At 65.9% G+C, this 26181-nt stretch carries 24 protein-coding genes and 1 pseudogene; 19 read left to right on the top strand and 6 right to left on the bottom strand.

Annotated features, from left to right (window positions below):
• Window positions 1-7 precede the first annotated feature (7 nt).
• From BM004_RS34490 to BM004_RS34480, 3 genes are read right to left on the bottom strand one after another with little or no spacing between them, the layout of a single operon-like run.
• The gene (locus BM004_RS34490; RefSeq protein ID WP_093220347.1) at window positions 8-1132 is read right to left on the bottom strand and encodes an efflux RND transporter periplasmic adaptor subunit; all 1125 of its coding nucleotides are present in this window, start codon (window positions 1130-1132) and stop codon (window positions 8-10) included.
• Window positions 1129-2583 (bottom strand): efflux transporter outer membrane subunit, encoded by a 1455-nt coding sequence (locus tag BM004_RS34485; protein WP_093220344.1) that lies wholly within the window; start codon window positions 2581-2583, stop codon window positions 1129-1131. Before BM004_RS34485 ends, BM004_RS34490 begins: the two co-directional genes overlap by 4 nt.
• Window positions 2580-3521 carry a quinone oxidoreductase family protein gene (locus BM004_RS34480; protein WP_093220342.1) on the bottom strand — a complete coding sequence of 314 codons (942 nt, stop codon included), beginning with the start codon at window positions 3519-3521 and terminating at the stop codon, window positions 2580-2582. The genes BM004_RS34485 and BM004_RS34480 overlap by 4 nt, the downstream gene beginning before the upstream one ends.
• A 109-nt stretch (window positions 3522-3630) precedes the next feature.
• Between BM004_RS34480 and BM004_RS34475 the strand changes: the two genes are divergently transcribed.
• Window positions 3631-4062: a MarR family winged helix-turn-helix transcriptional regulator gene (locus BM004_RS34475; RefSeq protein ID WP_093220339.1), complete on the top strand. Its 432-nt coding sequence runs from the start codon at window positions 3631-3633 to the stop codon at window positions 4060-4062.
• 100 nt (window positions 4063-4162) lie between these two features.
• Here BM004_RS34475 and BM004_RS42175 read toward each other — a convergent pair.
• Both BM004_RS42175 and BM004_RS34465 read right to left on the bottom strand, forming a co-directional pair.
• Window positions 4163-4300 (bottom strand): annotated as a pseudogene (locus tag BM004_RS42175) (hypothetical protein); the annotation flags it as partial.
• A 148-nt stretch (window positions 4301-4448) separates the two neighbouring features.
• Entirely contained in the window at window positions 4449-5132 is a 684-nt protein-coding gene (locus tag BM004_RS34465) for a glutathione binding-like protein (RefSeq protein ID WP_093220336.1), read from the bottom strand.
• 145 nt (window positions 5133-5277) lie between these two features.
• On the opposite strand from BM004_RS34465, the gene BM004_RS34460 reads away from it, so the two are divergent.
• From BM004_RS34460 to BM004_RS34430, 7 genes are all read left to right on the top strand, one after another.
• Window positions 5278-6114 carry an AraC family transcriptional regulator gene (locus tag BM004_RS34460; RefSeq protein WP_177206707.1) on the top strand — a complete coding sequence of 279 codons (837 nt, stop codon included), beginning with the start codon at window positions 5278-5280 and terminating at the stop codon, window positions 6112-6114.
• 341 nt (window positions 6115-6455) lie between these two features.
• The gene (locus tag BM004_RS34455; protein WP_093220331.1) at window positions 6456-7337 is read left to right on the top strand and encodes a LysR family transcriptional regulator; all 882 of its coding nucleotides are present in this window, start codon (window positions 6456-6458) and stop codon (window positions 7335-7337) included.
• A gap of 159 nt (window positions 7338-7496) precedes the next feature.
• The gene (locus BM004_RS34450) at window positions 7497-8399 is read left to right on the top strand and encodes an NAD(P)-dependent oxidoreductase (RefSeq protein WP_093220328.1); all 903 of its coding nucleotides are present in this window, start codon (window positions 7497-7499) and stop codon (window positions 8397-8399) included.
• 57 nt (window positions 8400-8456) lie between these two features.
• Complete coding sequence (locus BM004_RS34445; RefSeq protein WP_093220326.1) at window positions 8457-9044, top strand: amino acid synthesis family protein; 588 nt, start codon at window positions 8457-8459, stop codon at window positions 9042-9044.
• Entirely contained in the window at window positions 9028-10473 is a 1446-nt protein-coding gene (locus BM004_RS34440) for an FAD-binding oxidoreductase (protein ID WP_093220323.1), read from the top strand. The genes BM004_RS34445 and BM004_RS34440 overlap by 17 nt, the downstream gene beginning before the upstream one ends.
• 40 nt (window positions 10474-10513) lie before the next feature.
• The gene (locus BM004_RS34435; protein WP_093220320.1) at window positions 10514-11467 is read left to right on the top strand and encodes a 2-hydroxyacid dehydrogenase; all 954 of its coding nucleotides are present in this window, start codon (window positions 10514-10516) and stop codon (window positions 11465-11467) included.
• Between the two features lie 9 nt (window positions 11468-11476).
• Window positions 11477-12148, top strand: a complete 672-nt coding sequence (locus BM004_RS34430) for an RraA family protein (RefSeq protein ID WP_093220318.1) — start codon at window positions 11477-11479, stop codon at window positions 12146-12148.
• 28 nt (window positions 12149-12176) lie between these two features.
• Here BM004_RS34430 and BM004_RS34425 read toward each other — a convergent pair whose 3' ends face one another.
• Window positions 12177-13349: an MFS transporter gene (locus BM004_RS34425; RefSeq protein ID WP_093220315.1), complete on the bottom strand. Its 1173-nt coding sequence runs from the start codon at window positions 13347-13349 to the stop codon at window positions 12177-12179.
• 214 nt (window positions 13350-13563) lie between these two features.
• Here BM004_RS34425 and BM004_RS34420 point away from each other — a divergent pair, with 214 nt between their 5' ends.
• From BM004_RS34420 to BM004_RS34370, 11 genes are all read left to right on the top strand, one after another.
• Window positions 13564-14544 carry a Bug family tripartite tricarboxylate transporter substrate binding protein gene (locus BM004_RS34420; RefSeq protein ID WP_093220313.1) on the top strand — a complete coding sequence of 327 codons (981 nt, stop codon included), beginning with the start codon at window positions 13564-13566 and terminating at the stop codon, window positions 14542-14544.
• Entirely contained in the window at window positions 14541-15779 is a 1239-nt protein-coding gene (locus tag BM004_RS34415) for a CaiB/BaiF CoA transferase family protein (protein WP_093220311.1), read from the top strand. The genes BM004_RS34420 and BM004_RS34415 overlap by 4 nt, the downstream gene beginning before the upstream one ends.
• Complete coding sequence (locus tag BM004_RS34410) at window positions 15776-16552, top strand: enoyl-CoA hydratase-related protein (protein WP_093220309.1); 777 nt, start codon at window positions 15776-15778, stop codon at window positions 16550-16552. Before BM004_RS34415 ends, BM004_RS34410 begins: the two co-directional genes overlap by 4 nt.
• Before the next feature lie 26 nt (window positions 16553-16578).
• On the top strand, window positions 16579-17568 hold the full coding sequence (locus tag BM004_RS34405) for a tripartite tricarboxylate transporter substrate binding protein (RefSeq protein WP_093220306.1): 990 nt from the start codon (window positions 16579-16581) through the stop codon (window positions 17566-17568).
• A gap of 7 nt (window positions 17569-17575) precedes the next feature.
• The gene (locus BM004_RS34400; RefSeq protein ID WP_177206706.1) at window positions 17576-18463 is read left to right on the top strand and encodes a MaoC family dehydratase; all 888 of its coding nucleotides are present in this window, start codon (window positions 17576-17578) and stop codon (window positions 18461-18463) included.
• A gap of 125 nt (window positions 18464-18588) precedes the next feature.
• Window positions 18589-19560 (top strand): Bug family tripartite tricarboxylate transporter substrate binding protein, encoded by a 972-nt coding sequence (locus tag BM004_RS34395; protein ID WP_093220304.1) that lies wholly within the window; start codon window positions 18589-18591, stop codon window positions 19558-19560.
• A 74-nt stretch (window positions 19561-19634) separates the two neighbouring features.
• Entirely contained in the window at window positions 19635-20612 is a 978-nt protein-coding gene (locus tag BM004_RS34390; protein WP_093220301.1) for a tripartite tricarboxylate transporter substrate binding protein, read from the top strand.
• A 5-nt stretch (window positions 20613-20617) separates the two neighbouring features.
• Complete coding sequence (locus BM004_RS34385; protein ID WP_093220299.1) at window positions 20618-22255, top strand: CoA-transferase; 1638 nt, start codon at window positions 20618-20620, stop codon at window positions 22253-22255.
• Window positions 22224-23252 (top strand): glycoside hydrolase family 88 protein, encoded by a 1029-nt coding sequence (locus tag BM004_RS34380; RefSeq protein WP_177206705.1) that lies wholly within the window; start codon window positions 22224-22226, stop codon window positions 23250-23252. Before BM004_RS34385 ends, BM004_RS34380 begins: the two co-directional genes overlap by 32 nt.
• 26 nt (window positions 23253-23278) lie before the next feature.
• Complete coding sequence (locus tag BM004_RS34375) at window positions 23279-24454, top strand: acyl-CoA dehydrogenase family protein (protein WP_093220294.1); 1176 nt, start codon at window positions 23279-23281, stop codon at window positions 24452-24454.
• 2 nt (window positions 24455-24456) lie between these two features.
• Window positions 24457-26166 (top strand): FAD-binding protein, encoded by a 1710-nt coding sequence (locus tag BM004_RS34370; RefSeq protein WP_093220291.1) that lies wholly within the window; start codon window positions 24457-24459, stop codon window positions 26164-26166.
• Window positions 26167-26181 lie beyond the last annotated feature (15 nt).

Here is a 26181-nt window from a genome sequence, read left to right as displayed (position 1 = left end):
TTTCCCTTCAGCGCGTGGTGGTTTGGGGAGATGTATTCGGACTGGCGGCCGTGACGCGCACCGTCATGCCATCCGCAAGGAAGCCAACGCCGGATTCGACGACTGCCGTGTCGGCGGCAAGCCCTTCGCGGATCTCCACCCGGTCACCGCGCCTCGCGCCTAACGTTACTTTCTGCTGGCGCACCCTGTCGCCATCGATACGGAGCACATAGCTGAAACCATCGCGCAGCAGGACGGCGGTTTCGGGCAGCGTCAGCACCGTGTGCTGGTCCAACAGCAGCTCACCACGGGCGAACAGGCCGGCGCGCACCGGCGCGGAGGGCTTGAGGTCCACGTACACGATGCCGGTACGACTTTGCGGATCGACTTGAGGCGAGACTTTGCGCACGCGGCCTTCGGTGGCCTGCGCACCGCCTGGTCTGATGACCACGGCCTGGCCTGGTGCCACGCGTCCAAGTTCCGGCCCCGGCAATTCGGCGCGCCATTCCAGCCGGCCCTGGCGCTGCAGGCGCATGATTTCTGCCCCCGCTTGAACGAGCGCGCCTTCAACAGCGGGCCGGGCGCTGATCACACCGTCGTCTGGCGCGCGCACTTGGGTGTAGGCCAGTCGCAGCGTATCGGCCTGCACGCGTGCACGGGCTGCGGCCAGACGGGCTTGCGCGGCGTCGCCGGCCGCCAGGGCCTGATCAATGGCCTGGGCCGACAAGATCTCGGTGCCCTGTAGCGCTTTGGCGCGGGCGGCAGCGCGGCCCGTGTCTGCGGCATTGACCTCGGCCTCCTGAAGCGCAGCACGGCTGGCGTTCAGGTCGGCTTCGAGGGTGCCAGGGCTGAGTTGCGCCAGAAGCTGCCCCTGCTTCACCCTGTCCCCGACATCGACCAGCAGCCGCGACAGGCGCTGGCCACCTATCTCGGCGCCGACCACCACTTCCTGCCAGGCAGCGATGCTGCCGACTGCGGCCAGTGTCTGCGGCCATCGCTGTGAGACGGCGGAAATTGGCTTGACCGTCAGTGCGGGTGGCGCATCAGGGGAGTGCGTCGGTTGAGCGGCGCTGCGCGTGACGACAAGCAGCACGGCGGAGGCAACGCAAAGACAGACGACTGCAGAAAAGGGGTAGACGGGGTGAAGTTTCATGGTTGAGCGGCAAGTTGATCGATGGGACCTGGGCCGGCGTTCCAACCGCCGCCAAGACTGCGGTACAGACGGAACCAGGCTTGTGCCTGATCCGCCTGGGCGGTAAGCAAGTCGCCGTGCGCCGTCAATGCATTGCGTTGCGAAGTGACACGCTGCGCTCCGCTGTGCAGGCCTGCCTGCGCCTGCAGGACGGCACGCTGTGCAATGCCCTGCCACTCACGCGCTACGGATTCAGCTTCGCGCTGGCGGTCGCGCGTTGCTGCCGTGCGCTCCATTGACTCCTCGACCTCGGCGACGGCGGTTTGCCACTTCGCTTGCAGGGTTGCAGCCGCCTCATCGACTGCGGCGAGCGCAGCCTGGCCTTGTGCACGGCGTGCCCCACCGTCGAACAGCGGCAGCGTCAAGCTCGGGCCGATCGACCACAGGGAACTCACCGAACTCTCTCCGCCCACACGCAGACGCGCTTCGCCGATCAATGCACCCAGACTGAGCTGCGGATAACGCTGGGCGTCCACGCTGCGTTGGTGGGCCTGCGAGGCCAACCAGCGCCGATGGGCTGCGGCCACATCCGGACGCTGCGCCAGCAACTGTGCCGGCATTGTGTGGACCGCGAAGGCGGGCGCGCGGGGAAGCGAGCGGCGAGGAGATATCCAGGCGGCGGGCAAGGCGGGGGCTTGCAGCTCGGCCGCCAACGGGGCCGCCGACACGCCGAGCAGCAAGGCCAGTTCCTGCAGGGCTACCTGCGCTTCCGCTCGCTCGGCACTGCGACGCGCAGTGGCGAGGGAAGCATCGGTCTGCAACAAGGCCACGTCGCTGGCGTTCATGAGGCCTACCGCCTGCTGTTGCCGCCCCCAAACGGCAAGCTGAGCTGCCAGGAGGCCGTCGAGTTCGGCTACTTCCTCGCGCGCCTGAGCCAGCCGTAGGTTCACGTAGGCTCCGGCGACATCGGCTGCCAGCGTCACGCGGGCGGCGTGCCAGTCATGTTGAGCGGCGTCAGCTTGCGCCGCCTGTTCATCGGCTTCGGCGCGCTTGCCACCAAAAAGGTCGATCTCCCAACTGGCATTGAATTGGACGTCGGACTGGGTGGAAACGCCGGGGACGCTGTTCAGATTCTTGCCACGGCTCGATGTGGCATTTACGCCAAGTTGCGGCAGCAGGCCGGCTCGGGCTTGTGCGACCAGGGCGCGCGCCTGCCGATGCCGGGCGGCGGCGACCTGCAGGTTCGGATTGGCTGCCTGGGCACGTTCGATCAAATGGACGAGCATCGGATCGGGAAATGCCTTCCACCAATCGGCGAGTGCCACCGTCGATCCGTCATGGGGCAAGGGCGCGCGCCAGACCTCGGGCAGCTCAATGGCTACAGGCGCGCGCAATGACGGACTGGCGCAGGCTGCCAACAGCAGGACCAGCCCGCAGGTCGCGACCAGGGAGGATAGCCGACCGTTCGTCATGGCGTGAAGACGATGCGCTCGCTCGCGTGGGTTGCCTCGGCCCACGCTAGTTCCACATTGCGCAGTGGCATGGCCTTCACGTCGATCCGGAACGTTCCGCCTGCGATCTCTCTTGCCAGCGCTGGCAACTCCATGAGGATCTCGCGACCCGACACCGAGCCGTACCCGCTGCCCACGATCTGGAGCTTTGCAGATCGCAGGAAGGCGCCTGGAATGTCAGCGACTTCACCCGCCATCGAGCCGATGTGTATCCAGGTGATCGGCAAGCTGCGATCCGTCCGTTGCTTGAGTACGGTCTCCATGACGCGAACCGCACTCTCACCCCAAACGAGATCGAGCACGACATCCACGTCGCGCGCAAGGGCGCCCAACCCGGCATCCCCCAGCGCCACGATCTCTGTGGCGCCAAGCGCGGGCAGCTTCGCGAGTCTCTCCTCGTCGCGCCCAGCGGCGATGACCTGCGACGCTCCCAGATGCCGGGCGATCTGCACGGCCATGCTGCCTGAACTTCCGGTGGCACCGAGGATGAGCACTTTTTGCCCGCTCTGAAACGGCACGCGGCAGCGCAGGGCTAGCCAGGAAGCCATCGCAGGATTCATCGCGCCTGCGACCGTTACCGGATCGCTGCCGCTCGGCAGCTCGATGCTGTGGTCGATTTCGATCACCGTTTTATCGGCCATCGTGCCGATTTGCCCGGGGCTCTGCACGAAGTAGCGCAGCTTGCCGTCGGTACCGCGCCCGACGCCATCGACACCCGGGACGAGCGGCAGCCCCCCACTGCTGGAGTAATGAACGCCCGAAGCTTGGCCGCGAGTGACGTGATGCAGGCCGGCCGCGAGCACCTCGACGAGCATTTCTCCCGGCCCTTGGGGTACGGGAGCGGTGTAGTCGCTGTAGTGCGGCGGTTGGTCGAACGAGGTGATGACAGCAGCTTTCATGGGTTCTCCTTCGGTGGGCACGCGGGCCATAAAGTTCGTAGTGCGATCTATTATTGATGCGCAATACGAACTATGTCAACATGGAGCCATGACGAGAGAAAAAAAATCCATGAAGCAAGCCCCCGCGTCGGACGAAGGGCTGGCCAACGCCCTTGTGACGACTGCCTTTGTCACGATGGCCGTGATCAACAAGATAGGCGCCGAGAACGACTTGTCTCTCTCGCTGATCCGCGTCCTGGGAATCCTGTGGGATCGACGCCCGCGAATGACCGAACTCGCCGACTATCTCGGGCTGGAGAAGCAGACGATGTCAGGGCTTATCGCCCGAGCAGAAAAGAGGGGACTGGTAGCGCGCGCGCCGAACGAAGATGACGGAAGGGCGACGGACGTTTTTCTGACGAGCGACGGGGCCAAGCTCGTCAAGCGGCTGCGTGTGCAAGGGCAGCAGGCACTGGCCCCGATCGTCGAACAGCTGAGCGCGTCAGATCAGCAACTCCTTCAGAAGTTGCTTCAGCGCATGTTCGAAGCGCGGAAAGGTTGAAGGTCGAACGGGCGGCTAGCCAGGCGGCCAAAAATCTCTCAAGATGAGATCAATTCAGCCTGTGCCAGCGATCGTGGTGAGCCACATCGCCAGGCTCTGATCAAGGCGTCGCCTCCTTCTGGCACGCGACTGGCGCGGACTGCATGAGTGCGGATGGGTAGCCGAACGCTGAGGTCTTCTTCAACGCCCTGATCTTCCGCGACAGTAGCGACTGCTCGATATGCAGGCGCTTTGCCGCACCAGTGAGATAGAGTCCTTTATCTACAGCAAGGAAACAGCGAAGATGTCGGAGTTCCGATGCATCGCTTCTCCAAAGACCACTCTCTCAAACTGCTGCGGCGCGATGTATTCACGAAGGCGGAAGCGATGAGGTCTTGGTCCATGCATCAAGCATGCCGCACCACGTCGTCGCGGACGCGGGCCGCGCTGGGGAATACCGGAAGATTCACCAGCTTAAGCACCGGTTCGATGAGCTGAAGAACATCTGCAAATGACGGTCTCGATGCCACGCGTTTGTGGAATTTGGCGAGATTTGGATATGGCGCCAGTTCGAATTTGAAGTAGGGCTTCCACCCGATCATCACGAACAGGTAGGCATCAGCTACCGTAAAAGTCTCGCCCATCAAATACGTTTGGTGTGCCAGCCGCTGTTCGATGTAAGTCAGCCTGCGATCCAGGTTCTGTTTGTGTATCTCCTTTCCAGCGGCTGGCATATGCGGGTGGAACAATGGCCCTATGGTTTTATGTACATCGGAGCCCACATAGCTCAGCCACTCCATCACGCGATAGCGCGCCAAACTGCCTGCTTTCGGGAGCAGGCCGGATTCCGGCTTCAGGTCGGCAATGTATTGGAGGATGACGCCGATTTCGGTCAGCAACTCCCCGGAATCCAGCCTAAGCGCGGGAACTGAGTTTTTGAGATTCACATCAGTGAACGGTGTCCCGCCTTCAATCAATATGTGCGGCCGCGCGTAGATGTCAACGAACTCGACTTCATGGGGGATGCCAAGCTCAAGCAGGATCATGTGAGCTGCGCTCGAGCAGGCTAGCGGCGAGGAATACAGAATCATCAAACTTCTCCGTTGTTCAAGGTTCTGCGAAAGATAGACCTAACGCACTTTCTTGAATGTGCCGATGCAATCACTTGATGTGCCGATTCGATCAATGTGATTTACTCCGTCGAGCACATCGGCTAGGCTCATGTCGAGGTTGCATATGAACTCGGAAGCCCGAATCCAACGGAAAGTATGGTTCAGACAGGACTTGGGTCTGGCCGCATCGGTGCGCCAACGAAGCGATTTGCTCGTTCACACTTTCGTCACCGATCATCCCGCGCTCATTTTGCTCAGACGTGGTCGGAAAACCATCACGATCACCGGCAAGAAGATCAGACTATTACCAGGCGACGCGGTGGCGATTGCACCGGGCACGACTTGCGATGTTCAAAACGAAACAGAGCGTGGAGAGTTTGAATCCTCTTGGATCGTCTGCGCAACCCCTATCCTGTCGAAAGTGGAGAAGGCTTTTCCTGATCATAAGAGGCTGAAACATATTGCCACCTTGAAAAACATGGGCGATGAATTCGTGCAATCGTTCGAGCGCGTCATGCAAACCATCGTCTTGCCTGACCGAATTCCCGACATCGTTGCGGAGCACCAGATGCAGGAGCTGCTGGCCTGGTTAGCACATACAGGGATGATCTTCGGTGTGGAGACGTCTTCCGATCTGCAAAGGAAAGTGCGTCTCATGATCGGAGCTGCACCGGAAAACACGTGGATTGCAAGAGATCTGGCGCAATCTCTTGCCATGAGCGAAGCGACTTTCAGGCGCCGTCTTGCGGATCAGGGGCAGTCATTCAACGACATTCTGATTGATGTGCGCATGACGGCGGCACTGACGCTCCTGCAGGTGACGGACCGGCCAATTTCGGATATCGCCTCTCAAGTCGGCTACGAATCGGCCTCACGCTTCTCGGTCCGATTCAAAAAGCGTTTTGGCTTCTCGCCAACGGCTGTCAGGGGCACCCCATCACAACTTGAAACCCTATCGTGACCGCCACGAACTCGCCTTAGCCTGCTGGCTGGCGCGCGGGACCACGTCCACCCAGCCTCGTCCCTCGGCCTGCAGCTCCTTGGCCATCGGCGCGAGCCTCTTTCGTCAGTTTTTCCAACGGCGCTGCATCTGTGAGAGATGGATCGGGACATGTACCCGTCAGCAGCTGGCTTTCTCGCCGCTGCGCACAAATATGAGTCACTCTATGTCGCGCTCGTGCCTGAGCTAACGGCTTGGCGGCGTACCTTCAGAGCTCGATGCTTGCCGGTAAGCGCAATAGCTGCGTCCAGCGGCAAGACGCGGACGCTGAGAGGCTGTGCGTTGCTACACTGCGGCGACCAATGAAATTCAGGCTGCGCCAGATGGAAGTATTTCGAGCGGTCATGGTGACCGGTTCGATCAATGGCGCCGCCAAGATGCTCTTCGTCTCGCAGCCGGCCGTGAGCCGGATCATCTCGCACACGGAGCAGTCGCTGGGCTTCAAGCTTTTCAACCGCACCAAGGGTAAGCTGATCCCTACCTTCGAAGGCGAGGCGCTGTTTCGCGAGGTCGACGGGCTCTATCAGAACGCAATGCGCGTCAACGACTTCGCGACCGATCTCTCGCGCGGGCCGTCCGGCACGCTCAATCTCTCTTCGAGCCCCTGCCTGAGCTACGCGGTGGTGCCCGCCGCCATCGCGCGCTTCACCGAGCGCTATCCGCGCATCGGGGTCAACTACCATACGGCTCTGCTTCATACCATGGCGGCCGAGGTGCTGAGCAACAAGGTGGATCTCGTGGTCTCGGTGCTGCCGCTGGAGCACCCGAACCTGAAGGTCGAGTCTTTCGCCAAGGGTCGCATGGTCTGCGTGATGCCTGACAGCCACGACCTCGCGTTGCTCGACGTGGTTGGCCTAGCCGATCTCGGCAAGTACCCGCTGATCACCCACCATCCAAGCATCCAATTCGGCAAGATGGTGGCCGCAGCCTTCGAGGCCGCCGGCGTCGAGCTGACGCCGCGCATCACCGTGCTGCAGACCGAGATCGCATGCTCGCTCGTGCGCGCGGGCACGGGCGCGGCGATCGTCGACGAGTACACCGCGCGCGGCGGCCCGTGGTCTGGCTTGCAGATACGGCCGCTGGTCGAGGAGATTCCCCTGGCGCCCAGCATCGCGCGCTCGGTCTTCGGCCGGCAGGTCACGCACGCCGACAAGTTCATCGAGATCCTGACGGCGCTGCTCTGACGCCAGGCCTTAACAACAGGCTATATCCCGCGCCAGAAATGGCATAGGACAGCGGGGCTCCATGTCCCTACGATTCCTGACGCACGGCAATGCTGCCGAGTGCCCCGTATCTCAAGGACGTGCGCGGCGCCCAAGAATCACAACACTGGAGCTGTTTTCATGAAAATCGGACTCATCGGCCTTGGCAACATCGGCGTGCACTTCGGCACGCGCCTGCTGGCAGCAGGCCGCGACCTGTGCGTGTTCGACACGAGCCCGGCGGCTGTCGAGCGCCTGCGGGCCAAAGGCGCAAAGACCGCCTCGAGCACGCTGGACCTCGCCAACCAGTGCGAGATCGTGCTGCTGTGCCTACCGGTGCCAGCCGTAGTGAGCCAGGTGGCGACGGGGCCGGGCGGCGTCATCCAAGGCAAGGCCGTGCGAATCGTTCTCGACCTGTCGACCACCGGCCCTTCGGTCACCAACGAGGTGGCGGCCACGCTGGCGAAGAAGAACATCGAATTCGTCGGCGCGCCTGTCAGCGGCGGCACGGTGGCGGCGGAGAAGGGAACACTGGCGATCATGCCCTCGGGCAAGGAGAACGTGTTCCGCGAGGTGGAGCCGCTGCTCAAGGTACTGGGCAAGAACATCTTCTACTTGGGCACCGAGCCCGGCCTAGGCCAGACCATGAAGATCATCAACAACACGCTGTACGCGGCCAGCATGGTCGCCAGCTGCGAGGCGCTGGTCTACGGCGTGAAGGCGGGGCTCGACCCCGAGACCATGCTCAACGTGCTGAACGTCTCCAGCGGTCGCTCCTTTGCCACGCTGGAGCGCATTCCGCAGTGCGTGCTGCACCGCAACTTCCCGGTGCGCTTCACCACCGAACTGCTGCACAAGGACGTGAAGATGTGCATCGAGGAGGCCGAGAAGCTCGGCGTGCCGATGCAGGTCGGCCCCGCGGCGCGGCAGTTCCTGGCTTTTGCCATCACCCAGGGCGACGGCGCGCTGGACAACGTCCACACCATCCGGCACTTCGAGCAATGGGCCGGCGTGCAGTTCGGTGCCGAGCCCAAGGCGGCCTGATCCGCCATCGACTGACTTTCTTTTTCATCTCGCCAGCGCGCACCTTCAAGGACCCCCATGTCGCAGATCAAGATTCGCAAGCAAGTACTCAACATCGAGACGGTCTACCATGAAGGCGGTGCCGTCGCCGCGACGCCGCTGAAGCTCGGCGTGATCGCCGTCGTCGTGGCCAACCCCTTCGCTGGCCGCTACGCCAATGCCGAGGAGCTGGCCTCCTTCGTGAAGGATGCGCGCGTGCTGGCCAATGACATGGTGCCAGAGCTGATCTCGGCGCTGGGCGGCAACGACAAGATCCAGACCTACGGCAAGGGCGCCATCGTCGGCACCAACGGCGAGCTGGAGCATGGCGCGATGTGGCACGAGGCGGGAGGCTGGGCCATGCGCGCCGTCCTCACGCACGCGAAGTCGATCGTTCCCGCGGGCAAGTTCGTCGGCGCGGCGGGGAGCCGGCTGCAGGTGCCGCTCCACCACATCGAGGCTTGCTATGTGCGCAGCCACTTCAACACGATGGAGGTCAGCATCTCCGATTCGCCGCGTCCCGATGAGCTGCTGTATGCGCTTGCGATGTCGACCGGCCCCCGCGTGCACGAGCGCCTGGGCGGCCTGCGCGTGGACCAGATCTCCGTGTATGACGGCCAGCGCTGACGACAGGCCGCGGCGAGACACGGACGCCGTGGTCGCCGCGCTGCGCGCGGCCGTCGGCGAAGCGCAGGTGCTCATCGGCGGCGACCTGTCGGCTTTCGAGCAGGATTGGCGCAAGCGTCTGCGGGGCCGGGCGCTGGCGGTCGTGCGGCCGCGCGATACTGAGGAAGTCGCCGCAGTGCTGCGCACCTGCGCGGCGCACGGCGTGCCACTGGTGCCGCAGGGTGGCAACACTGGCCTGGTCGGCGGCTCCACGCCGGACGAGAGCGGCACGCAAGTGCTGCTGAGCCTTTCGCGCATGAATCGCGTGCGCGAGGTCGACGAGGCCAACCTCTCGCTCACCGTCGAGGCGGGTTGCGTGCTGCAGACGGTGCAAGAAACCGCGCAGGCCAGGGGACTGCTGCTGCCGCTGAGCCTCGGCGCGGAGGGCAGCTGCACCATCGGCGGCAACCTCGCGACGAACGCGGGCGGCACGCAGGTGCTGCGTTACGGGAACGCGCGCGAACTCTGTCTGGGCATCGAGGTGGTCACGGCCCGGGGCGAGATCTGGAACGGCCTGACCGGCCTGCGCAAGGACAACGCCGGCTATGACCTGCGCGACCTCTACATCGGGAGCGAAGGCACGCTGGGCGTGATCACCGCCGCCACGCTGAAGCTGTATCCGCAGCCTGCCGCCACCCTGACCGCGCTCGCCGCCTGCGAGACCCTGGCCCAGGCCGTGGCGCTGCTGCAACTCGCACAGGCGCGCGCGGGTTCTGCGCTGACCGGCTTCGAGGTGATGAACGCGTTCTCGCTCGCGCTGGTGCGCAAGCATTTCCCCCATCTGCGCCATCCGCTGCCGGCGTCGCCGTGGACGGTGCTGATCGAGCTCTCCGATGCCGAAAGCGAGGCCCATGCACGCGACGTGCTCGAGAGACTGCTCGAAACGGCGATGGAAGATGGCCTTGCGGGCGACGCCGCCGTCGCGGAGACCCTGTCGCAGTCCCATGACATGTGGCACCTGCGGGAGACCATCACGCTGGCGCAGATGGAAGAGGGGTTGAACATCAAGCACGACATCGCCTTGCCGGTCTCGCGCATCCCGGCCTTCTGCGAGGCGACCGATGCCGCGCTGCAACAGGCTTTCCCCGGCGTGCGGCTGGTGAACTTCGGCCATCTCGGCGACGGCAACCTCCACTACAACCTGCAGGCGCCCGAGGGCGCGGACAGCGCGGCGTGGCTGCGCGAGTTCGAGCCTCGGGTCAGCCGTTCCGTCTATGCGGCCGTGACGGCGGCGGGCGGTTCCATCTCCGCCGAGCACGGCATCGGTTCGGCCAAGTGCGAGGAACTCGTGCGCAGCAAGAGCCCGGTGGCGCTCGGCCTGATGCGCACGCTCAAGCAAGCTCTGGATCCTTCGGGCATCCTCAATCCCGGCCGCGTGCTCGCGCCCTGATCCGTTCCTTCTCCATCTGGTCCTTCGTTTTTTTCATCCCATGAAGCCCTTGCTACTCGTCCTGGTCTATATCACTCCCGAACACCGCAAGCTCGTGTCGAAATCCTTCGAGCTCATCTACGCGCCCAACGAAGGGCTGGGCGCTGACCGTTCCAACGGCGCGGCGCAGATCGCCGCACGGGGCAGCGAGATCCAGGTCGTGCTCACCAACGGCACCAACGGCATCACGCCCGAGGAGATCGATGCGATGCCGCGGCTGAAGATCATCTGTACGCTCGGCGTTGGCTTCGAGAACGTCGCCATCGCGCATGCCACGGCGTGCGGCATCCGCGTGGCCAACGCCGCGGCCACCAACGACAGCTGCGTGGCCGACCATGCGATGGCGCTGCTGCTGAGCGCGATCCGCCGGGTGCCCACGCTGAACGTGCTGGTGCGCCAGGGCGTTTGGCGCGACGACATCCCCCGGCCGCCGCACGTGTCGGGCAAGCGTATCGGCATCGTCGGGCTTGGCGCCATTGGCCGCAAGATCGCGCGGCGCGCGGAGGGCTTTGACATGGAGATCGGCTACTTCGGGCGCAACCGCAAGGACGACGCGCCGTACGCCTTCTTCGACAGCCTGCATGCGCTGGCGGCCTGGTGCGATTTCCTGATCGTTGCCACACCGGGCGGCAAGGAAACCTTTCACCTGATCGATGCCGAGGTGCTCACTCGGCTTGGGCCTGGCGGTGTCCTGGTGAACATCGCGCGCGGCAGCGTGGTGGACACGGCGGCAGTAGCAGATGCGCTGCGCGAGCACCGCATCTTCTCCGCGGCGCTCGACGTGTACGAAGGCGAGCCCACGCCACCCGCGGCGCTGCTCGGGCTGGAGAACGCGATTCTCACGCCGCACGTGGGCGGCATCTCGCCGGAGGCCATCCAGGCTTCGGTCCAGCGCTTCATCGACAACGCGACGCGGCATTTCGCGGGCGAGCCGCTACTCACGCCCATCAACTGAGGGATTTCCATGATTGGCTTCCAGATACGCGAGCGCACGCGCAAGGTCGATGCGGAGGTGGTGGAGAACTTTCGCGGCCTGCCAGTGGCCAACATCAGCGACTGCATGGCGCGCATGACCGCCGGGGGCGCCGCGCTGCGGCCGGTGCGCGAAGGCGGTGTGCTGAGCGGCGCGGCGGTTACCGTCAAGACGCGCCCCGGCGACAACCTGATGATCCACAAGGCGCTGGACATGGCCGAGCCCGGCGACGTGATCGTGGTCGACGCGGGCGGCGAGCTGAGCAATGCGCTGATTGGCGAGCTGATGGTCGGCTATGCGATCCATCGCAAGCTTGGCGGCATGGTCATCCACGGGGCCATACGCGACACGGCTGTGCTGCGCGCGGCGGCATTGCCGGTATACGCGGTGGGAGTAACGCATCGCGGCCCTTACAAGGACGGGCCGGGCGAGATCAACGTGCCTGTCGCGATCGCCGGCATGGTCGTGCATCCCGGCGACCTGATCGTTGGCGACGACGATGGCGTGCTGTGCATTCCCTTCGCCGATGTTGGGGCCATCTACGTCGAGGTGTGCCGCAAGATGCAGGAAGAGGCCCGGACCATCGCCAACATCGAGAGCGGCCGCCACGATACGTCTTGGGTCGACGCCCGGCTGAGGGGTCTGGGCTGCGCGGTGCCCTGAGTTCCACGGGTTGCTTTGGGACGGCTTCTCAGGGCGTTTCGCGCGCGTGTTCCCGCGGCAGCAGCCCGACCACGGCCGCGGTGCATAGCGAGATCGCGGCCAGCACGCACAGCAGCGTTCCGAAGCCCATGCCCTTGACGACCGGGCCGAGCATCCACACCGCCAGCGAGCTGACGCTGAGCGACACCGCCAGGCGCATGCCGGCGACGCGTGAGCGGATCCGGTCATCCACGTAGCGCACGATCATCGCGTCGGTGAACGGGATGGCGCCGAAGATGAAGGTCATCGCGCACAGCAGCGCGCCGTAAAGCCACCAGCCTTGGGCCTGCGAGGCCAGGAGCAGCAGCGGTACCTGCGCCAGCGTCACGCCCATGTAGAGCGGCTTGAGCGGCATCCTGTCGATGAGCCGGCCGACGACGAGCTGGGCGAGCGAGGCCACCGCATACACGCTGCCCAGCAGGGCGCCCAGAAGCGCGGGGTCTTCGGCCACGCCGCGCAGGCGTTCCGTCAGCAACTGCGCATTGCCGTTGGTGGTGAAGTTGAACAGCAGGCTGCTTGTGGCCGCGGCGGCGGTCATGATTGCCAGCGCGCGCGCCAGCAGGCCGGCAGGCAGGGTGATCGCGGCGCCGCCGGGGCGCTTCGCGGGGGATTCGCGCTCGGGCGGGCAGACGAAGACGAACACGAAGCCGACCGCGATGGACACCAGCCCGGGCACCGCGAAGGCCGCGCGCCAGCCGAGCCACTTGACGAGCAGGCCGGTGAGGGCGGCCGCCACTGCGATCCCGAGATTGCCGACCAGCCCGTTGAGCCCGATGGTCGCGCCCGGCCGGGCCGATTGCTGCAGCAACATGGGGATGCCCACCGGGTGGTAGATGGAGGCGAAGAGGCCGATCAGCGTGAGCGCGCCGGCCATCTCCCAGGCAGAGCGCGTGATCGAGGCCAGCAGCGCGGCCGCGCCCATGCCGAAGAAGAACAGCACCATCATGGAGCGCCGGCCCCAGAGATCGCCCAGCCGTCCAGAAGGCAGCGAGCCCAGTCCGAAGACAAAGAAAGCGCCGACGCCGTAGGGCATCAGGTCCTCCCACCGCTCGAAGCCGAAATCGGTGGCGATGGCGCTTACGGCCGTGGCGAAGATCAGCAGGAACATGTGATCCACCGCGTGACCGATGTTCAGCAGCGCGGCGACAGGTCTGGAAATCATGACGTACGAGGGAGGGGAGGAAGGCGTAAACGCGGCGGCGCGTGAGTGTGCATCAGCGACCCCGCCTTGTCGTGAAGGGTATCCCCGGGATAACCGTGGGACATAGGGCGCAGCCAAAACGGCAATCGTCTCGCACGGCACTGGTACCTAAGATTTCCGGCCGGCCCTGAACCTCGACGTCCGGGGCCATCGAAACAGAACTGTAGGAGACAAAATGCAAAGTTCGAAGCTCATCGGCGCATGCCTGATCGGCCTGTGCGCCTTCGCGACTCAGGCGCTGGCATGGGAGCCCACCAAGCCCATCCAGCTCATCGTTGGCTTCAGCGCAGGGGGCGGGACCGACGTCATCGCGCGGGCCATCGCGGCGGGCGCGCAGGAGGCGATGCCTCAGCCCATCGTGGTGGTCAACAGGCCTGGCGCGGCCGGCGTGATCGCGGCGGATCAAGTGTCGCGCGCCGCGCCCGACGGCTACACGCTGTTGGTGGCCGGCGGCAGCGAGAGCACGTCGCTGCCCAATCACCAGAAGGTGCCCTACGACCTGGCGGCGAGCTTCCGGCCGGTGGCGCACGTGATCCGGTTGCGCATGATGATGGCCGTGAAAAGCGACAGCCCGATCAAGAGCTTCAAGGAACTGGTCGCCTACGCCAAGGCCCATCCGGGAAAGATGTCCTATGGCACCTCGGGCGTCGGCAGCCTTACGCACTCGATGATGTTGATGGTCAACAAGGCGGCCGACATCGACACCTTCCATGTGCCGTACAAGGGCGATGCCGATGTGATGACGGCGCTGCTGAGCGACCAGGTGCAGATCGCGCTGGGCTCGCCCGACCAGCTCAAGCCCTGGATCGACAGTGGAAAGATGACGCCGCTCACGCTCAGTTCGAACGACCGCTACCCCGGCTTCCCCAACGTGCCGACGCTCAAGGAGCTGGGCTACGACGTCTACCTTGAGAACATGAAGGGAATCGTCGCGCCGGCCGGGCTGCCCGAAGACGTCTATGCCTACCTCAACGACCACCTGCAGAAGGCCATGCGGACGGCGGCCTTCAAGAGCGTCGTGGAACGCAGCAACTTCGAGGTGCAGTACATGGACGGGCCCACTTTCGGCAAGACGATGCAGAACATGTCGAACGGCATCGCCGCCGCGCTGAAGAAGTCGGACACGAGGAAGTCGCCGGGAGGGGCCGGCGAATGAGCGGGCAGCGAAAACCGCGCCTGCCGCTGTCGGGCTACCGGGTGCTCGACCTCACCGTGATGACGGCCGGGCCGGTGGGCACGATGATGCTCGGCGACGTCGGCGCCGACGTGATCAAGATCGAGGAGCTGCGGGACGGCGAGCTGTCGCGCAGCATGGGCACGCTGTACGTGGGGGACGAAAGCGTAAACTTCCTCTCTCAGAATCGCAACAAGCGCAGCGTCAGGCTGGACCTGAAGAAGCCCGAAGGCCGCGAAGCTTTCCTGCGCATGGTGCGCGCCGCCGACGTGATCACCGAGAACTTTCGTCCGGGCACGATGGACCGCCTGGGCATCGGCTACGAGGCGGTGCGCGCGGTGAATCCGCGCATCGTGTTCGCGAGCATCTCGGCCTTCGGCCAGGACGGCCCCTACGCGCACCTGCCGGCCAACGATCCGATCATCCAAGCGCTGAGTGGCCTGATGCATATGACGGGCGATGCGGACGGCGAGCCGGTGCGCGTGGGCCACCCCTACCCGGACTTCGGCGCGGCGGCCCTGATGGCCTTCGGTATCTGCGCGGCGCTGCTGCACCGCGAGCACACCGGCGAAGGGCAGCGGCTGGACCTGTCGCTGCTGAACGGCACCATCTTCAGCGCCATACCGCGCGACGGCGAGACCTTGCGTACCGGCAAGGCGCCGCCGCGCCTGGGCAGCGGACACCCATCCTTCGTGCCTTACCGCAACTACAAGGGGTCGGACGGCGCGCTCTTCTTCCTCTCGTGCTTCAACGAAAAGTTCTGGGCCGCGGTCTGCGATGCGATCGAACGCCCCGATCTCAAGACGGAACCGCGCACCGCGACCAACGTCGCGCGCTGCGCCAACCGGGCCTTCGTTGACGCGGAGCTGCAGGCCGTCTTCGCGCAAAGGCCCCTGGCCGAATGGCTGACCCGCTTCGAGGAATACAACGTACCCGCCGCGCCGGTGCACGATCTTCACCACGCGCTGCGCAACGATCCGCAGTGCCGCCACAACAACACCGTGATCGAGGTAGAGCATGCGACGGCGGGCACGGTGGAGATGCTGGCGCTGCCGGTCAACTTTCACGGTACGCCTGCGCGCTACGAGCGGGCCGCCCCCGTGCTGGGCGCACACAGCATCGAGGTGCTGCGCGAGTTCGGGTTCGCGCCCGGCGAGATCGATGCGCTGCTGGCTTGCGGGGCGGTGGCGGGCGAGCGCGAGCCGACGCTGTCATGAGCGGCGCCGAAATCATGGTCGAGTCGCCGGCCGAAGGCGTCCGGTTGCTGCGTATCCACAGGCCCGAGGCGCGCAATGCGCTGAACATGGCGGTGCGGCGCCTCTTGGTGAAGCACATCGCCGCGTGCAGCGCAGATCCCGGTGTGCGGTGCGTGGTGCTGGCAGGCGACGAGAAGGCTTTCGCGGCGGGTGCCGACATCAAGGAGATGGCCGGCGCGGGCACGGTGGAGATGATGAAGCGCGGCGTGCTCGATCTGTGGCGCGCCACCGCGGCGAGCCCGAAGCCGATGATCGCGGCAGTGCGAGGCTACGCGCTGGGCGGCGGATGCGAGCTCGCGCAGCTGTGCGACATCATCATCGCCGGCGAATCGGCGAAATTCGGTCAGCCGGAGATCAGGATCGGCATCATCCCCGGCGGCGGCGGCACCCAACGCCTGACCCAGGCCATCGGCAAGCACAAGGCCATGCGCTACCTGCTGACCGGCGACCCCTTCAGTGCGCGCGACGCCGAAGCGATGGGTCTGGTCAGCGAAGTGGTGGCAGACGAAGAGGTCGAACCCCACGCAGTCGCCATCGCAGCCCGGATCGCCGCGATGTCGCCGCTGGCGGTACAGCAGATCAAGGACGTGGTGCTGCGCGGCATGGACATGCCGCTCGACGCAGCGCTCACGCTCGAGACACGTGCGCTGCACCTGCTGTTCTCGACCCAGGACCAGAAGGAGGGCATGGCAGCCTTCATCGAGAAGCGCGAGCCCGTGTTCAGCGGCAAGTAGTTTCCCCGACCCCACCGGAGACAGACATGACGACAAGAATCGCGCACCTCGCGCTCGCGGGCCTTTGCACGTTCGGCACGCTCGGCGCGGCCTTCGCATCCCTTTCTGCCGCCGCCGCCGACGCCTGGCCGGCGAAACCGGTGACGATCATCGCGCCCTTTGCCGCCGGCGGCAGCACCGACTTGACCGCGCGCATGATCGCCGCCAAGCTGAGAGAACAGCTCGGCCAGAGCTTCGTGGTGGACAACCGCGCCGGCGCCGCCGGCAACATCGGTGCCGACATGGTGGCCAAGGCCGCGCCCGACGGCTACACGCTGTTGCTGGCCACCAGCAGCCACGTGACCAACATGGCGCTCTACAAGTCACTCTCTTACGATTTCGTGCGCGACCTGGTGCCGGTGGCGCCGGTGGCCTTCATTCCCAGCGTGCTGGTGGTGCATCCGTCCGTGCCCGCGAAGGATCTTGCCGGGTTCATCCAGCTCATCCGTGATCCGGCGGGCAAGGTCAACTACGGCTCCTCGGGCGGCGGATCGTCGCCGCATCTGGCTGCGGAAGTCTTCAACAAGATGGCCAAGGGGCAAATGGTGCATGTGCCCTACAAGGGCAGCGGCCCCGCGCTGGTCGACCTGCTGGGCGGGCAGATCCAGGCGGTGTTTTCCCCCTTCGTCGACGCCCTGCCCTACATCAAGGCCGGCAAGCTGCGCGCGCTGGGCATGACCAGCAAGCGGCGATCTCCGCTGTTGCCGGAGCTTCCCGCGATCGGCGAGGCGCTGCCGGGCTACGACGTGGTGCTCTGGAACGGCATCTTCGCGCCGGCGAAGACTCCGCCCAAGGTCGTCGCCAAGCTCAACGCCGCGATCGGCGCGATCCTGCGGCAGGAAGAAACGAAAAGACTGCTGGCCGAGCAGGGGTCGGAACCGCTGATCGAGACGCCGGACGAGTTCAGGAAGTTCGTGGCCGCCGAAGTGCCGAAGTGGCGCTCCCTGGTGGACCTCGCAGGCGCGCGCGTCGATTGAGGCCGCCTTGCCACTGGACTACCGGAAGCTGAAGGACTGGCGCGAGCCGCCGCTGCGCCATGCCTACCGCGCGGCCGACACGCAGTTGTATGCGCTCGGCGTGGGGCTTGGCGCCAACCCGATGGACGCGTCGCAGCTGGCCTTCGTGAACGAGACGCGCCTGCGCGCGTTGCCGACGATGGCAACCGTGCTGGCTTCGCCCTTCGGCTGGCTGTATCGCGCGGACGCCGGCATCACCCCGGCGAAGTGCGTGCACGGCGAGCAGGGCCTGCGTATGCACCGGCCGCTGGCTGCCACGGGCGAACTCATCGGCGAGCTCGAAATCACCGACATCGTCGACAAGGGCCGCGACAAAGGGGCCATCGTCTACTTCGAGCGCCGATTGCGCGATGCGGTCTCGGATGAGCTCGTGTGCACGCTGACGGCCAGCATGTTCTGCCGCGCGGACGGCGGCTACGACGGGCCGCCGGGCCAAGTCCACGCCGTGCAGGCCTTGCCCGCCCGCGCGCCGGATGCCGTCTGCGACATCGAGACCTTGCCGCAGCAGGCCTTGCTGTTCCGCCTGAACGGCGACTTCAATCCGCTGCATGCCGACCCCGCCACCGCGCGCGCGGCCGGCTTCGACCGTCCCGTGCTGCACGGCCTGTGCACGTACGGCATTGTGGGGCATGCCTTGCTCAGGACCCGTGCGGACTACGACCCCGCGCGCCTCGCATCGATGCACGCGCGCTTCTCCGCTCCGGTGTTCCCGGGCGACCGCATCACCACCGAGATCTGGGAGGAGGGCGGGGCGGTGCTGTTCAGGGCGCGCGTCGCAACGCGCAACGCCGTGGTGCTGGACAACGGACGTGCCGAGTTGTTGCGTGGCCTCGAACGGCGCACGCGCGCAGGTTAACAACAAGACATAGGAAGCGGCCAAATCGGCAATCGTCTTGCAGCGGCCCGCTCTATAAGATTTCTTCACTCCCTGCATAGGCGTGCGAAAAGTGATTGGGAGCCGAAACACCAATGGAGACTTGCATGCGTTCAGTTCAGTTCATTCTTCGTGCCGCCACGGCCCTGGCCTGCGGACTTTCGCTCGTGGCTTCGGCGCAGGCGCCGTGGCCGTCGAAGGCCATCACACTGGTCGTGCCCTTCGCGGCGGGCGGGAGCACCGACGTCACCGGCCGCATGCTGGCCGCAAAGCTCAAGGACGAACTTGGCCAGACGGTGGTGGTCGACAACCGCGGCGGCGCGGGCGGCAACGTCGGCGCGGACTACGTCGCGCGATCGGCGCCCGACGGCTACACCATCTTCCTTGCCACGAGCACGCACGTGACGAACATCAGCCTGTACAAGAAGCTGCCCTACGACCTGATGAAGGACTTCGCACCGGTCTCCCAGGTGGCGTACATCCCGAACGCGCTGGTCGTCAGCACCAAGGTGCCAGCCAACGATCTCAAGGAGTTCCTGGCCTACGTGCGGGACCCCAAGAACGAGGTGCGCTACGGATCCGCGGGCAGCGGCTCATCGCTGCACATCGCGGGCGCGCTGTTCGACAGCATGGCCGGCGGCCACATGCTGCATGTGCCCTACAAGGGCAGCGGCCCCGCCATCATGGACCTGCTGGGCGGGCAGATCGAGGCCGTGTTCTCTCCGCTGGTCGACGTGCTTCCGCACATCCGGAGCGGCAAGCTCAAGGCGATCGGCATCACGACGACGAAGCGCTCGCCTCAACTTCCCGAGGTACCTGCGATCAGCGAAGCCCTGCCAGGCTATGAAGTCACGCTGTGGAACGGCATCCTCGTACCCGCGAAAACCCCGCCGGAAATCATCACGAAGCTCAATGCGGCCCTGAACCGCATCGTCAAGCAGCCGGAGACCAAGATGCTACTGGCCGAGCAAGGTTCCGAGCCGGCCGTCGACACACCGGCGCAATTCCGCAACTTCATGGTCAGCGAGATCTCGCGCTGGAAAACGCTGGTCGAAATGTCGGGTGCGAACGCCGATTGAAGCCGGGAACGCTCGCTACTGATGATCCCTCGCACCTGCCTCTTCCCGATCTTGTAGTTCCTTCAGGAGACCCCATGAAGTTCCTTGACCGCCGCGCGTTCGCGCTGGCAGCGGCAGCAGCGCTCTGCGCGTCTTTCGGCCCCGCCTTGGCGCAAGCTTGGCCAACCAGGCCCATCCGCATCGTCGTTCCCTTCGCGGCCGGCGGCACCACGGACATCGCGGCGCGCATGATCGCGCAGCACCTGGGGCCCGCGCTGAACACGCAGGTGATCGTCGACAACCGCGCGGGCGCCAATGGCATCTTGGGCTCCGAGGCCGTGGCTCGCTCGCGCGCCGACGGCTACACGCTGGTGATCGTGGCACCCGGGCACGCGAGCAACGTCGCGCTGTACAAGAGCCTGCCCTACGACACGCTGAAAGACTTCGAGCCAATCATGCTGCTGCTCTCGCAGCCCAGCATATTGGTGGTCCATTCGACGGTGCCGGCCAGGAGCGTCGCCGAACTGGTAACGCTCGCCAAGGCGAAGCCGGGCTTCGTGACCTATGCATCCGGAGGCAACGGCTCGTCGCAGCACCTGGCCGCAGCGATGTTCGCCACCATGGCCGATCTCGACTTGGTGCACGTGCCCTACAAGGGAAGCGCGCCGGCGGAGGCCGACCTGCTGGGCGGCCAGGTGAACATGATGTTCGCATCCATGGTGTCGGTGCTGCCGCAGGTCAAGCTGGGACGCCTGCGCGCGCTGGCCGTGAGCTCGGCGGCGCGCTCGCCCGCCGCGCCCGATCTTCCGACCATCGCGGAATCGGGCGTGCCCGGCTACGCGGCCGTGGCCTGGGCCGGCCTCCTCGCACCGAAGGGCACGCCGGCGCCGATCGTCGCGCGCCTGAACGCAGAGATCACGAAGATCATGGCGCTGCCGGAAGTGAAAACGCGCATGGCCGGGCTCGGCGCGGAGTTCTCGCCGAACACGCCGAAGAACTTCGACGCCTTCATTCGCGGCGAGATCACGCGCTGGGGCGACGTGGTGCAGCGCGCCGGGCTCAAGGCGGATTGAGCACGATGAAGGTCATGCAGGCGGCCGAGGCCGCGCAACTCGTGAACTCCGGCGATACGGTCGCCATCTGCGGCGTGGTGTCGCTGCTGTCTACCGAGGCCGTGCTCAAGGCGCTGGAAACGCGCTTCGAGGCCACCGGCGCGCCGAACGCGCTGACGGTCGTCAGCCCGTGCCGCACCGGCTGGTCCGCGCCCGGCACGGCGACGGGCCTCGAGCATCTGGCCGGCAAGGGCATGATGCGGCGCCTGATCGCGTCGTCTCACAACGTGCGAGACACGCCGAGGCTCATCGGCAGCGCGATGCGCAACGAGGTGCAAACCTACGTGCTGCCAATGGGCGTGATGTTCCGCTGGATGCGGGAATGCGCCGCGCGCTCGCCGGGCCTGCTGACGCAGGTGGGCATGGGCACCTATTTCGACCCGGCGGCGCCCGAGGCCGGCGACATCCGTGTGCATCCGGATGCGGAGTCGCTGGACCTCGTGCACCGCGTGAACGTGGGCGGCGAGGACTGCATCTTCGTGCGCAGCATGAAGTTCGATGTCGCCATCGTTCGTGGCACCGTCGCGGACGAGGACGGAAACATCAGTCTCGAGGACGAGCCGATCACCGGTGGAGTGCGGCACATGGCGATGGCCGCGCGCACCTGCGGCGGGCGCGTGATCGCCGTGGTCAAGCGCATCGTGCCGCGCGGCTCGCTGCATCCGCGGCAGGTGGAGATTCCCGGCATCTGGGTGGACGCGGTGGTGGTGGACGAGCAAGCGATCCAGACGCAGATCGGTAACGAGCCCGCATTCACCGGTGCGGTGCGCAGCGCACCGGCGCCCCAGCCGATGGCGCTGGACCACCAGAAGATCATCCTGCGCCGCGCGGCGATGGAGCTGGAGCGTGGCGACGTGGTGAATCTCGGCGTCGGCATCGGCTCGCAACTGCCGGCCATCGCGGCGGAAGAAGGTTTTCTTGGCGCTCTGACCTTCAGCGTCGAGCATGGCGCCCTGGGTGGCATTCCGGCCATGGGCGTGCCGGGCCAGACCGGCGCCTTCGGGGCGCACTTCAATCCGCAGGCCATCATCGATTCGGCCGATCTGCTGGATTTCTATCACGGCGGCGGCCTCGACGCGACGCTGCTGGGTTTCGCGCAGATCGACGGCGCGGGAAACGCCAACGTTGCGCGCTTTAACGGCGCCATCCGCGGGCCGGGCGGCTTCGTGGACATTACCTTTCGCACGCGGAAGATCCTCTTGTGCGGGACCTTGACCAGCGGCTCCTTCGCTGTCGAGATCGCGCATGACGCTGCCGGCGGACCGCTCTTGCGCATCGCGCGCGAGGGGCGCCACCGCAAGCTGCTGCCCGCCATCGAGCAGATCAACCTGCACGGGCCCACGGCCTTCGCGCGCGGCGCGCACGTGCGCGTGATCACCGAGCGCTGCGTGTTTGCCCTCGACTCGCACGGCCTGGTGCTCGCGGAGGTCGCACCGGGCATCGACATCGAAACCCAGATCCGCCCGCACGTGGGCTTCCCGCTGCGCGTCGCGACGGCCTGCCGCGTAATGGATGCACGCCTGTTCGCGCCGGAGCCCATGCGGCTTTCTCTTCATTCCAGGAGCTTTTCCCATGCCAGAAACCATCGTTCGCAAGATTCTTGAGCGCGGCCTGCGCGAGCCCATCGACACCGGCGGCAAGCACGCCGCCATGCTCAACGGCATGCACCTGTCGGGGCACACGGCCATGCTGGACGAGCAGCTCAGGCACACGCTCGCGGGCACCGGCAACATCCCGCGCAGCAAGCACCCGCTGGGCCGCATCGTCGCGCATCCGAATATCAGCGATTCGATGTCGCGCATCCGCCCGCTCGTGCTGGCGGGCTACGAGGAGGAGGCACGCGAGGCGCTGCCCATCTACCTGAAGGAGCGCGTGGAGGTGGCCGGTGCGCCGGTCTTCTCGACGGCACCGAGCACGCCGGGCTGGATCTTCGCGGACACCGCCTATATGGTGCCGCCTTCGCTCGCGATCATGGGGGAGGGCGGCAGGGCGATCTCGGACCTCGTTCGTACCTACGAGCTGCTCGCCACGCCAACGGGATTGATCCGGCACGTGCTGAATGCCGCCGTGCCGGAAGAGGACAGCTATTGCAAGATCGATGTGTGGATCGACGGCACCGCTTGGGGCCGCGCCAACGGCTGGTGGCTGGCCGGGGTGGTCGACACGGTGGAAGTCGTGCCGCCGGGCGACAAGCTGCTGGCGATGTTTCGCAAGAGCTGCGAAAGCCTGCTCGCGCTGCAGGAAGACGGCTTCTGGCGCGCGACGGTGGACGACGCTTACTCGCTGATCGACAGCAGCGCGACCGTGATGATCGGCTACGGCTTCGTCAAGGGTTGGCAGCTCGGCCTGCTGGAAAAAACCTATGAAGAGGCCGGCGTGCGCGCGCTCGAGTACGTGCTTCGCCACCATTTCGACCTGCGCGACGGCACCCTGCACCACCAGCAGAAGGGCCCGCTGATCGTCAACGTCGGTAGCCCGAACCCGCGCTACTTGAGCTCTGCCAACCCCTACGGGCAGGGCTTCCTCGCCAGCCTCTACTCACTGGTCGCCGCCGACGTGAACGTGCGCGATATGAACGTGCGCGCCCTGAAGGCCGCCTGATCGAAACCGACAACGAGAAAACCCGCATGGAAAACTTCGAAAGACTCATGGGCCGCCGCGACCTTGCGCCCTACCTGACCCCCGAGCAGTTCGAGTTCCGCGAGAGCGTGAACCGCGCATTGGCCCAACATGCGACGCCGGACTATCTGCGCCGCCACGACGAGGAGAAGCTCTTTCCCCGAGAGCTCGTCGACCTGCTCGGAAAGCAGGGCTGGTTCGCCGTCACGCTGCCCGAGGAGTACGGCGGTGTCGGTGGCTACATGGACATGATCGGCATGCTGGAGGTGATGGGCTATCACAGCAGCACGCTCGCCCGCTACTGGAACATCAATGTGAACATGGTGGGAGGCGCGCTGGTGCAGTTGGCGCCCCCGGCCATCAAGCAGAAGCTGCTGCCGCTGCTGAGCGAGGGCAAGACCTTCTTCTCCTTCGCGCTGAGTGAGAACGGCTCGGGCTCGGACGCCGCGAGCCTGAAGACGACCGCGGTGCGAGACGGCGATGATTTCATCGTCAACGGCACCAAGATGTGGATCACCGGCGCTGTGCAGGCCAACCACGTGCTGCTGGCCTGCCGCACGGACAAGGGCGAGGGCAAGCACGAAGGCATCAGCCTCTTGCTGGTGCCGAACCCGACCCCAGGCATGCAGGTGCGGCCCATCGATCTGCTGGGCGGGCACATGGTGCGCTCGTGCGAGATCAATTTCGTCGACGCGCGCGTGCCGGCGGCGCAGCTGATAGGCGACCTGCACCGTGGCTGGACCCAGCTGATGGGGGTGCTCGCCAAGGAGCGCATCGCGCTGGCGGCCATCGTGGTGGGCGCGGCGCAATCCGCGCTGGACCTCGCGCTCGGCTATGCGAAGGAGCGCAAGCAGTTCGGCCGCTCGATCGCGTCCTTCCAGACCATCAGCCACCGGCTGGTGGAGCTGCAAACCCAGATCGACTGCGCGCGCCTGTTGGCCTACCGCGGGGCGAGCCTGCTGGCCAGTGGCCAGAAATGCAATGTCGAGTCGGCGCAGGCCAAGTTCCTGGCGGGCGATACGTACATGAAGGTCGCGCTGGAGGGCCTGCAGGTGATGGGCGCCAATGGGTACTCGATGGAGTACGCGATGCAGCGGCACTTCCGTGAAGCCAAGGTGTTCCAGATCCTGGGCGGTACGGGCGAGATCCTGCGCAACATCGTCGCGCGCGAGATGGTGGGCTGAGCATGGCGGCAACTTCTCTCGCTATCGCCAGGCGCAGTGCGGACGTTCTCGTGGTCGGCGGCGGTGGCGCCGCGAGCCGCGCCGCGCTGTCCGCCAGCCAGAAGGGCGCGAACGTGCGCCTGCTCACCAAAGCCGCGTTCAAGTCCGGCGGCAGCACGGTGCACGGCGCCAGCGAAATCATGAGCATGGGTGCGGCCGGCTTCGGCGTGGCCGACGACAGCCGCCAGAAGCATTTCGACGACACGATGCGCGCGGGCCGCGGCTTCATCGACGAATCGCTGGTGCGCGTGCTGGCCGATGAAGCGCCAGAGCGCATCCATGACCTGATGGCGATGGGCGTGCCCTTCGATCAGGAGGGCGCGGGCTACAAGCTGATCCAGAGCGATTTCGGCAGCCATGCGCGCGCGCTTGGTGTGCGGGGCAAGACCGGCAAGGCCTTCGTGGAGGCGCTCTCGGACGAGATGCTGCGTGCGGGCGTGCAGGTGGACGAAGGCATCGCGCTGGTGGACCTCGTGCGCGACGCGGATGGCACCGTGGCCGGCGTGCTAGGCTACGACGCGAAGCAGCGCACGCTGGTGCACTACGACGCGCCTTCGGTCGTGCTTGGCACGGGCGGCCTGCACAGCGCCTTCGAGCTGCAGGTTTCCACGGCGGAGATGACCGGCGACGGCCAGGCGATCTGCTATCGCCACGGCGCGGAGTTGGTGAATCTCGAGTTCCACCAGGTCGGGCCGGCGCTGGTGCATCCTTATGTGCAGCTCTTCAGCGGTTCCGCCTTCCGGCTGTACCCGAAGCTGCTGAACGCGCAGGGCCGCGAGTTCCTGGGGGACTATCTTCCGCAGGGTGTCGGCGCGAAAGAGGTCTACGACGAGAAAGGATTCCCTTTCACAGCGACCAATGTTTCGCGCTACCTGGACATCGCGATGGCGCACGAGGTGAGCGCCGGGCGCGGCTCGCCGCATGGCGGCGTGTTCTTCTCGTTCGCGCACGTCGATTCCGAAGCGCTGGCCGTGCAATTGCCCAACACCCTGCGCTGGCTGACCGAGCGCGGCATCGATCTGCGGCGCGAGACGCTGGAAGTCGGCGTCGCCTTCCAGTGCATGAACGGCGGCGTGCGCATGACGGACGGCGACGCGCAAAGCACGGTGCCTGGTCTCTATGTGATCGGTGAACTCGCGGGCGGCGTGCGCGGGCCGGACCGGCCCGGCGGCAATTCGCTGGCCGAGGGCCAGGTGTTCGGCCACCGCAGCGGCGTCGCCGCCGCGCGGCGCGCGCTGGCGATGGCCGGCCGGCCGCGCGCCCCGGCGGCAACCCTTGACCGCTCGCTGGGCGAGCTCGGCGGGCTGCTGAACCGCCCGATGCGGCCGAGCCGGACCGCCGAACTCGCACGGGAGGTACGTCGCGCGATGCAGCGCGAATGCCTGGTCGAGAAGACCGCTGGCGGCTTGCGCTCGGCGCTGGACACCGTGCGGGCCGTGCAGCACGAGATCGCGGCGAGCGGCGGCGCGACGCCCGACACGCTGATGGAAACGCTCAGCGTGCGCAACATGGCGCTGGCCAGCGAACTGGTGCTGCAAGCCTGCCTCCACCGCAACGAGACCCGTAGCGCCCACTACCGACTGGATCACCCCGCCGAGGAGGCGGCGCTGACGCACAGCTACACCGTGCGGCGCGGCGAGAGCGGCCCGGAGCTTGCCCGCCATGACTACTGATTCCCCTTCATCGCC

The organism is Variovorax sp. OK212 (genome assembly GCF_900112425.1).
In the GTDB taxonomy this organism is placed as follows: domain Bacteria; phylum Pseudomonadota; class Gammaproteobacteria; order Burkholderiales; family Burkholderiaceae_C; genus Variovorax.
Note: the sequence above shows the minus strand (reverse complement) of the source record. Positions and strands in the feature narration are given on the sequence as shown.

Bases quoted from the DNA above. Each gene is read 5' to 3' on its own strand.
- BM004_RS34490 (WP_093220347.1), bottom strand. From the start codon at position 1,132: ATGAAACTTCACCCCGTCTACCCCTTTTCTGCAGTCGTCTGTCTTTGC.
- BM004_RS34485 (WP_093220344.1), bottom strand. From the start codon at position 2,583: ATGACGAACGGTCGGCTATCCTCCCTGGTCGCGACCTGCGGGCTGGTC.
- BM004_RS34480 (WP_093220342.1), bottom strand. From the start codon at position 3,521: ATGAAAGCTGCTGTCATCACCTCGTTCGACCAACCGCCGCACTACAGC.
- BM004_RS34475 (WP_093220339.1), top strand. From the start codon at position 3,631: ATGAAGCAAGCCCCCGCGTCGGACGAAGGGCTGGCCAACGCCCTTGTG.
- BM004_RS34465 (WP_093220336.1), bottom strand. From the start codon at position 5,132: ATGATTCTGTATTCCTCGCCGCTAGCCTGCTCGAGCGCAGCTCACATG.
- BM004_RS34460 (WP_177206707.1), top strand. From the start codon at position 5,278: ATGAACTCGGAAGCCCGAATCCAACGGAAAGTATGGTTCAGACAGGAC.
- BM004_RS34455 (WP_093220331.1), top strand. From the start codon at position 6,456: ATGAAATTCAGGCTGCGCCAGATGGAAGTATTTCGAGCGGTCATGGTG.
- BM004_RS34450 (WP_093220328.1), top strand. From the start codon at position 7,497: ATGAAAATCGGACTCATCGGCCTTGGCAACATCGGCGTGCACTTCGGC.
- BM004_RS34445 (WP_093220326.1), top strand. From the start codon at position 8,457: ATGTCGCAGATCAAGATTCGCAAGCAAGTACTCAACATCGAGACGGTC.
- BM004_RS34440 (WP_093220323.1), top strand. From the start codon at position 9,028: ATGACGGCCAGCGCTGACGACAGGCCGCGGCGAGACACGGACGCCGTG.
- BM004_RS34435 (WP_093220320.1), top strand. From the start codon at position 10,514: ATGAAGCCCTTGCTACTCGTCCTGGTCTATATCACTCCCGAACACCGC.
- BM004_RS34430 (WP_093220318.1), top strand. From the start codon at position 11,477: ATGATTGGCTTCCAGATACGCGAGCGCACGCGCAAGGTCGATGCGGAG.
- BM004_RS34425 (WP_093220315.1), bottom strand. From the start codon at position 13,349: ATGATTTCCAGACCTGTCGCCGCGCTGCTGAACATCGGTCACGCGGTG.
- BM004_RS34420 (WP_093220313.1), top strand. From the start codon at position 13,564: ATGCAAAGTTCGAAGCTCATCGGCGCATGCCTGATCGGCCTGTGCGCC.
- BM004_RS34415 (WP_093220311.1), top strand. From the start codon at position 14,541: ATGAGCGGGCAGCGAAAACCGCGCCTGCCGCTGTCGGGCTACCGGGTG.
- BM004_RS34410 (WP_093220309.1), top strand. From the start codon at position 15,776: ATGAGCGGCGCCGAAATCATGGTCGAGTCGCCGGCCGAAGGCGTCCGG.
- BM004_RS34405 (WP_093220306.1), top strand. From the start codon at position 16,579: ATGACGACAAGAATCGCGCACCTCGCGCTCGCGGGCCTTTGCACGTTC.
- BM004_RS34395 (WP_093220304.1), top strand. From the start codon at position 18,589: ATGCGTTCAGTTCAGTTCATTCTTCGTGCCGCCACGGCCCTGGCCTGC.
- BM004_RS34390 (WP_093220301.1), top strand. From the start codon at position 19,635: ATGAAGTTCCTTGACCGCCGCGCGTTCGCGCTGGCAGCGGCAGCAGCG.
- BM004_RS34385 (WP_093220299.1), top strand. From the start codon at position 20,618: ATGAAGGTCATGCAGGCGGCCGAGGCCGCGCAACTCGTGAACTCCGGC.
- BM004_RS34380 (WP_177206705.1), top strand. From the start codon at position 22,224: ATGCCAGAAACCATCGTTCGCAAGATTCTTGAGCGCGGCCTGCGCGAG.
- BM004_RS34375 (WP_093220294.1), top strand. From the start codon at position 23,279: ATGGAAAACTTCGAAAGACTCATGGGCCGCCGCGACCTTGCGCCCTAC.
- BM004_RS34370 (WP_093220291.1), top strand. From the start codon at position 24,457: ATGGCGGCAACTTCTCTCGCTATCGCCAGGCGCAGTGCGGACGTTCTC.